Origin of the sequence: Paracoccus binzhouensis (genome assembly GCF_016446475.1) — a bacterium.
Lineage (GTDB): Bacteria > Pseudomonadota > Alphaproteobacteria > Rhodobacterales > Rhodobacteraceae > Paracoccus > Paracoccus binzhouensis.
Genome location: NZ_JAEHFP010000168.1, coordinates 1 through 6,620, shown reverse-complemented (window position 1 = coordinate 6,620; position 6,620 = coordinate 1). Strand labels below are relative to the sequence as shown.

The 6,620-nt window shown below is 71.2% G+C and carries 7 protein-coding genes and 1 pseudogene; 4 read left to right on the top strand and 4 right to left on the bottom strand.

All coding sequences use genetic code 11. The annotated features are described in order from the left end of the window. Together I9P22_RS24705 and I9P22_RS22635 are read right to left on the bottom strand one after the other, a co-directional pair. Positions 1-270 (bottom strand): annotated as a pseudogene (locus I9P22_RS24705) (Y-family DNA polymerase); the annotation flags it as partial. Beyond that, positions 176-853, bottom strand: coding sequence for a hypothetical protein (locus I9P22_RS22635; protein ID WP_199262332.1), 678 nt, complete (start codon positions 851-853; stop codon positions 176-178). The pseudogene I9P22_RS24705 and the gene I9P22_RS22635, both read right to left, overlap by 95 nt. 945 nt (positions 854-1,798) lie before the next feature. On the opposite strand from I9P22_RS22635, the gene I9P22_RS22630 reads away from it, so the two are divergent. Genes I9P22_RS22630 through I9P22_RS22615 form a run of 4 tightly spaced genes read left to right on the top strand, consistent with a single transcriptional unit; the run spans position 1,799 to position 4,625 of the window. Next, positions 1,799-2,443, top strand: a complete 645-nt coding sequence (locus I9P22_RS22630) for a prephenate dehydratase (RefSeq protein ID WP_199262330.1) — start codon at positions 1,799-1,801, stop codon at positions 2,441-2,443. Between the two features lie 25 nt (positions 2,444-2,468). Continuing rightward, positions 2,469-2,885 carry an acyl-CoA thioesterase gene (locus I9P22_RS22625; protein ID WP_199262328.1) on the top strand — a complete coding sequence of 139 codons (417 nt, stop codon included), beginning with the start codon at positions 2,469-2,471 and terminating at the stop codon, positions 2,883-2,885. Between the two features lie 22 nt (positions 2,886-2,907). Further along, positions 2,908-4,089, top strand: coding sequence for an acyl-CoA dehydrogenase family protein (locus I9P22_RS22620; RefSeq protein WP_199262325.1), 1,182 nt, complete (start codon positions 2,908-2,910; stop codon positions 4,087-4,089). Beyond that, positions 4,089-4,625, top strand: coding sequence for a gamma-glutamylcyclotransferase (locus tag I9P22_RS22615; RefSeq protein WP_199262321.1), 537 nt, complete (start codon positions 4,089-4,091; stop codon positions 4,623-4,625). The genes I9P22_RS22620 and I9P22_RS22615 overlap by 1 nt, the downstream gene beginning before the upstream one ends. A 1-nt stretch (position 4,626) precedes the next feature. Here the strand turns inward: I9P22_RS22615 and I9P22_RS22610 are convergent, their stop codons facing one another. Both I9P22_RS22610 and I9P22_RS22605 read right to left on the bottom strand, forming a co-directional pair. After that, complete coding sequence (locus I9P22_RS22610; protein ID WP_199262319.1) at positions 4,627-6,009, bottom strand: ABC transporter ATP-binding protein; 1,383 nt, start codon at positions 6,007-6,009, stop codon at positions 4,627-4,629. Continuing rightward, a partial coding sequence (locus tag I9P22_RS22605) for an ABC transporter permease subunit (RefSeq protein ID WP_199262317.1) occupies positions 6,006-6,620 on the bottom strand: 615 nt, incomplete at its 5' end. The genes I9P22_RS22610 and I9P22_RS22605, both read right to left, overlap by 4 nt.

The window sequence follows — 6,620 nt, the reverse complement described above, 5'->3', positions numbered from 1 at the left end:
CAGCCGGGCGGCGTCGCGGTCGGGCTCGGCCGGTTCGATGCGCAGGGCGGGACAGATGGCGCGGCTGTCCACGGCGCGGGCGCCGATGCGGGCCCCGGCCCGTTCGGCGGCACGGTTCGCGGCATGGATGACGGGCCCGTGCGGACCGGGCGCGGCCAGCGCCAGCGGGATCTCCTCAGGCCAGCCGTCGCCCCGGTGCGCGGCGCGGCTCAGCCAGCTCTCGATCGCCAGGCGGGGCAGAGAAATCGAGACGATCCGCCGCCCGGTCATGGCGCGCCACCCAGGTCGAGGGCGGCCGGCCGCGCGCCCGGAACAGCTCGGCCAGCCAGCGCGGATCGCCCGGCGCTTGCGGATCGTCGGGATGGGGAAGCGAGGGCAGCGGCGTCAGCCGCCAGCGCATCCGCGCCGCGCTGGGTTCGGGCGGCGCGGCATGGCGGATCAGCCAGCAGGGCAGGCCCGCCGCCTCGGCCCGCAGCGCCAGGCGGCGGCTGGCGGTGAAGCTCAGCGCCGCAGCGGCGCCATGGATCTCGCCCACCACGGCGGCCAGGGCGCGACCCTGCAACCCGTCCTCCAGCGCCGCCAGCACATCGGCGGGACGCGTCAGGTCCAGCCGCAGCAGGTCCCGGCCCATACCGGGCAGGAAGGGAGCGCCGAACTCGGCCCGGCTGAGCCGGTCCTGCGCCCAGAGCACCAGCCCCGGCGGCAGGGCGGCCAGCACGAATCCCGGCGCTGCGCCCGCCAGGGGACGGCTGTCGAAGGCTTCGGACAGGGTCGGCGCGGTCGGTTGCGGCGCCGCGGGGACTGGCGCCCGTCCGAAAGGCGCCACCCCGAGGGGGAAAGGGCGAGCGGACATGGTTCAGTCATTTGTTTCCGATTTGTTCTAGTCCGGCCGAGTGCATTCGTCAATCGCAATGCTCTTGCCATGACCGGCGGGAGGTCGGGACGGATGTAGAAAGATTCGCCCGGCATGATGGCGACCAGTTCCTCTGCGTCGAGCCGCCCGAGATTGCGAACAAGGGGGTGATTGTCGGTCAGCGCCTTGATGCGTGTCGGAATCTTGATGGCCGTTCCGCCCATGGTGGCGACCATTATGTCGCGGAGGCCGGAGCCCAGCATGTCGGCGATGTAAGCCATCGCGCCTTCCGGGCAGTTGCTTTGGTATTCCTCCATCCTGACGGCTTTGCTGTTCATGCCAATCCTCGCCTTCCTTGGTCGTCGCGCCTGTCAACCGGACTACAGTCCGGTCTGGCGGTGGTAGCCCGGACGCATGTCCGCCCGAGGCTGGAACTGACTTCCGCTAAGAGGGTGTCCTGCGCTCGGTTCCTCCGGCGCGCGGATGAGGGGATGGCGGGCGGAATCGCGCCTGCCCGCCGTCTTTCCGCTTGGGGCTGGCAGATCGTCGCCCGTGTCGCCTGTCACGGGCGGCCGAAGACGCCAAGGGCGGCTGGCGATTTGCGCTTCTTTTCATGCCAGCCGCCCACGCGGCGCAGCAAGCGAAAACCCTGCGGTTGCTGGATCAAGAGCCAGAATTTGGCTCTTGATCGGCCAGTGGAAAATGATTTCCCACTCGCGGAATCGGGAACGGATTTCCCATTTGTGGCAAAGTGAAAACTTCGCACTTTGCCAGATCCGGACTTCGGAGCCAGACAGACACACCGTCAACCCGGTCCACCACATGCCGGGACTGAACAGCCAGTCCTCAGGTCTGGCAAGGGTCGCCCATCAGGATTTCCGATTTGTCCCGGACACGCCCAGCGTGTTCCATGCGGTCATGTTTCGGGCTCGAAGGGGCGACTTCATGGACCGGCGACCGCCTGCGTTGACGCTGAACCGCATCCGACCTGCCATGTCCGCCTCCGCCCCGGTGCCCGCGCGGCCGGGCCAGACCCGATCTTTCGCCTGGGTGCGCCGGGTGCATACGCTGGGCCCCGAGGGCACGAATTGCCAGCGCGCCGCGCAGTCCTGGATCACCCGCCGCTGCGGCCGGGCCGACATCGTCCTGCACCGCAGCATGGAGCAGGCGGCAAGTCAGGCCGCCGGTCGCGAGCGCGAAGTCATGCTGGGCGTCGTCGCCTATCCCGAGTTGCATTCCATCATCTACAGCCATCTGCAGGTCATGCAGCTGATCGACCTGTTCATCATGGACACGGACGAGATGGTGCTGGCCGTCCGCCCGGACCGGCAGGCCGAGCCGCGGCTCTGCGCCACCCATCCCGCCCCGCAGGCCCTGCTGCCGCCCGGCATCGAGCGGCGCTTCGTGTCCAGCACCGCCATCGCCGCCGAGCAATGCGCCCGGGGCGAGGCCGAGGGCTGCATCACCACGCTTGCCGCCGCCGGGCTGAACGGGCTGCGCATCCTGCGCCGCTACGGCCCGGTGCCGATGGGCTTCACCATTCACGGCCCCTCCAGCCCTGTCGCCAGATGCTGCCGCGCACATGTCTGACAACCCCAACAGACCGGAGGATGAAATGGACGAGAAACCGTTCGAGACCCAGATCGAGGTGCGCTATCGCGACACCGATTCCATGGGCCATGTCAGCAGCCCGATCTATTACGACTACATGCAATCGGCCTATCTGGAATACATGCACGGGTTGCTGGAACTGCCCAAGAACCGCAAGCTGCCGCATATCATGGTGCGCACCTCCTGCGAATATGTCTCGCAGGCGGTCTATGGCGACCGCATCTCGATCCTCAGCCGCGTGACGAAGTTCGGCAACAAGAGCTTCGAGATGGAGCATGTCATGCAGGTGGCCGACGACAGCGGCCGCGAGGTGGCGCGGGCGAATTCCGTCCATGTCATGTTCGACTACGAATCGCAGAAGACCTATCCGGTGCCCGAGGAATTCAAGGCCGCCGTCGCCCGCTACCAGAGCCGCGCCTGACCCGCATATCGGAGGCAAGACCATGCAGATGCATTGGAACGAGGCGCGGGCCGCGATCCGCGCGGAATATGCCCGCATCGGGCAGCCCGAGGCGGGCGAGCCGCCGCCCGGCGCGTTCGACCGCCGCCGCTGGGACCGGTTGGTCCAGGCGGGGCTGTGGCGCATGGTCGTGCCCTCGGACCATGGCGGCTGGGGCGTGGACTGGTGGAACTTCACCGCCGCGCTGGAAGGGCTGGCCTCGACCATCCGCCATCCGGGGCTGGTGCTGTCGGTGATCGGCCAGGCCGGGATGATCCGGGCGCTGGAGCTTTACGGCACCGAGGCGCAGCGCCGCCGCTACCTGCGCCGCATCCTGGCCGGAGAGCTCAGCGCCACGGCCATCGCCGACCCCGATACCGGCACCGACGTGCGCGCCACCTCGTCGATCCTGACGCCGGGGCCGAACGAGACCTTCGTGCTGAACGGCGCCAAGCACAACATCGCCCATGCCGGCATCGCCACCATGGTGCTGATCGTCTGCAAGCTGGCGGGCGAGGGGCGCGAGGGCATCTCGCTGGTGCTGGTCGATACCGACCGGCCGGGGCTGCGGGCGGGGCCCGCCGACCGCAAGCTGGGCAATGCCGACCTGCCGACCGGGCGGCTGGAATTCGACGCCATGGCGCTGGATTACGGCGACCTGCTGGGCGAGCCGGGCAGGGGGCTGGGCAATCTGGTCAGCATCGTCTCGCTGGGGCGGCTCTATTACGGGCTGGCCTGCGGCTGGCTGCTGGAGCCGGCGCTGGCCGAGGCGCTGGACTATGCGCAGCGCCGCCAGACCTTCGGCGTGCCGATCCTAGACCACCAATACGTGCAGAAGAAGCTGACCGACATCCGCATCGGCATCGAGACCTCGCGCTGGACGGCCTATGGCGCGCTGCATCAGCTGCTGGGCGGCGCGCCCGAGGCGGCGATGAGCTGCTCGATCGCCAAGATCGCCGGGGCCGACACGGTGATCGCGGCGGCGGTGGACCTGCTGCGGCTGCATGGCAGCGACGGCTATCACGAGGGGCGGGTCTCGGGCTTCCTGCGCGACGCCATGGCCTTCGCCTCGGTCGGCGGCACCGACGAGATGCACCGCCGCAACATCATGGGCCAGATGCTGCGCCTGCACCGCCGCGCCCAGGTGGCGCCGGTCGCACCCGCGCCGATGCGGGTCGCCGGCTGATGGCCGGGCTGTGGGTCTTCGGCTATGGCTCGCTGATCTGGGACCCCGGCTTCGTCCCGGCCCGGCAGGAGCCGGCGCGGCTGCTGGGCTGGCAGCGCCGGTTCTGCATCCTGTCGCAGCATTATCGCGGCACGGCCGAGTGGCCGGGGCTGGTGCTGGCGCTGGATGCGGCGCCGGGCGCGCATTGCGACGGGCTGGCGCTGGCCGCGGCCGCGGGGCAGGAAGCGGCGGTGCTGGCCGGCTTGCGGGCGCGCGAACTGGCCCGCCCGGCCTATCGCGAGATGCGGGTGCCGCTGCTGTTGCGGGGCGGCCGCCGGCTCGATGCGGTGACCTATGTCGTCAACGAGGCGCATGAATCCTACCGCCTGATGCCGGTCGAGGACCAGGCCCGCACCATCGCGCGGGCGGCGGGCGAGAAGGGGCCGAATTGCGATTATCTGTGGAACACCGCCGCGCGGCTGCGCGAACTCGGCATCGCCGATCCCGAGATCGAGGCGCTGGAGCGCGCGGTGCGGCAGTTGCGCGAGCCGGCCTAGATCAGCCGAAAACCAGTCGCCCATCCTGCAACCGCGCGGTCCGCTCGGCCAGGGCGCGGGCGACTTGGCCGTCATGGGTGACCAGCAGCAGGGCGACGCCCCGCTCGCGCTTCAGCCGGTTCAGCAGGCCCAGCACCTGGTCGCGGCTGACCGGGTCCAGCGCGCTGGTCGGCTCGTCCGCGACCAGGCAATCGGGGTGCACGGCGACGGCGCGGGCGATCACCAGCCGCTGCGCCTCGCCGCCCGAAAGCGTGTCGGTGCGGCGGGCGCGGAAGCCCGGCGCGTCGGGCAGGCCCGTGTCGCGCAGCAGGGCGGCGATGCGGGCGGGGTCGTCGGGCTGCCGGGCCAGCCGCAGAGCCTCGGCCAGCACCTGTTCCACCGTGAAATGCCGGGCCAGCGCCCGGTGCGGATGCTGCGAGACCAGCGCGACGCGCGGCGCCCGCCCGCCCGGCTGCCAGAGGATCCGGCCCTGTTGCAGCGGCAGATAGCCCGCCAGCAGCCGCGCCAGCGTGGACTTGCCGCAGCCGCTGGGACCGACCACCGCAAGCCCGTGCCCGACCGGGATCCGGGCCGAGACCTCGCGCAGCAGCAGCCGGTCGCCGATCCGGTGCCGCAGGCCCTCGACCAGCAGCCCGCCGTCACGCGGTTCCGCGGGCGGCAGATGCAGGCCCGGCTTGCGGTCGAAGCCCAGCAGCCGGCGCGTGCAGGCGTGGCCGGGACGCGCCAGCACCTGCGCGGCGGCGCCGATCTCGACCAACTCGCCGGCGCGCATGACGGCGATGCGATCGGACAGCGCCCGTGCCAACTCCAGGTCGTGGGTGATGAGCAGCTGCGCCCGGTCCCGCGCGCCGGCCGCGAAACGCGCGGTCGCCCAGGCGCGGTTCTCGGGGTCCAGCGCCGCCGTCGGCTCGTCGAGGATCAGCACGCGCGGCGCTTTCGCCATGGCGAGCGCGGTCAGCACGCGCTGGATTTCGCCGCCGCTGAGGTCGCGCGGCAGGCGCGGCAGCAGCCGGGGCGGGATGTTGAAGCCCTCGGCCAGCGCCTGCGGATCGCCGGCCTCGCACAGGTGCTGCGCCACGCTGAGATGTGGGTTCAGTGCGTCCGAGAGCGCCTGCACGATCATCCCGGTTTCCGCCGCGCGAAAGCGCCGCAACCGGCGGGCGGGGCTTTCCAGCATGTCGAGCCCGTCGAGCGTCACCCGGCCGCGCCAGCGCATCGCGCGACCTTGCGGCGGCAGGCCCAGGAGCATCCGCGCGAGGGTCGTCTTGCCGCTGCCCGAAGGGCCGATCAGCGCCAGTGTCTCGCCTTGCGCGACCTCCAGCGTGACATGGCGCAGGATCGGCCGCGCGCCGTGGTGCAGCGACAGGTCACGGACCCGGATCATGCGGCGACCCCGGCCGGGGCGGTTTCGGTCAGCGCCAGCAGGGCCAGCAGGAACAGGGTCAGCGCCAGCGCGGGGGGCAGCAGCAGCCAGCTCCAGGCGGGGGTGTAGAGCTGGTCCATCGCGTCCTGCATCATGCTGCCCCAGCTGGGCAGGCGCGGATCGGTCAGGCCCAGGAAGGCCAGCCCGGCGCCGCGCAGCGTGACCTGGCGGATGTTCTGGACATAAAGCGCGGCCAGCGCCGGGCGGATCGCGGGCAGGACGTGGCGGCGCAGGCACCAGGGCCAGCCTGCGCCCATGCGGCGGGCGAATTGCACGTTCTCGCGCCCGGCCTCGCGCCGGATCAGCGTCAGCGCCAGCCGCACGTCCTCGTGCCAGCTGGTCAGGCCTAGAAGCAGGATCAGCCCGGCAAGGCCGGGCCGGGCGAAGGCGGCGACGAACAGCAGGACCAGCATCGCCGGCAGCACCTGCAGCGCATCGACCAGCCGCAGGATCGCGGCGCGCAAGGCGCGGGGCGCGGCGGCGGCGATCCCGGCCGCGGCCAGCGCGATGCCGGTCGCCAGCGCCGCCGCGGCCAGCGCCACCAGCACCGTGTTTGGGGTCGCGTGCAAAAG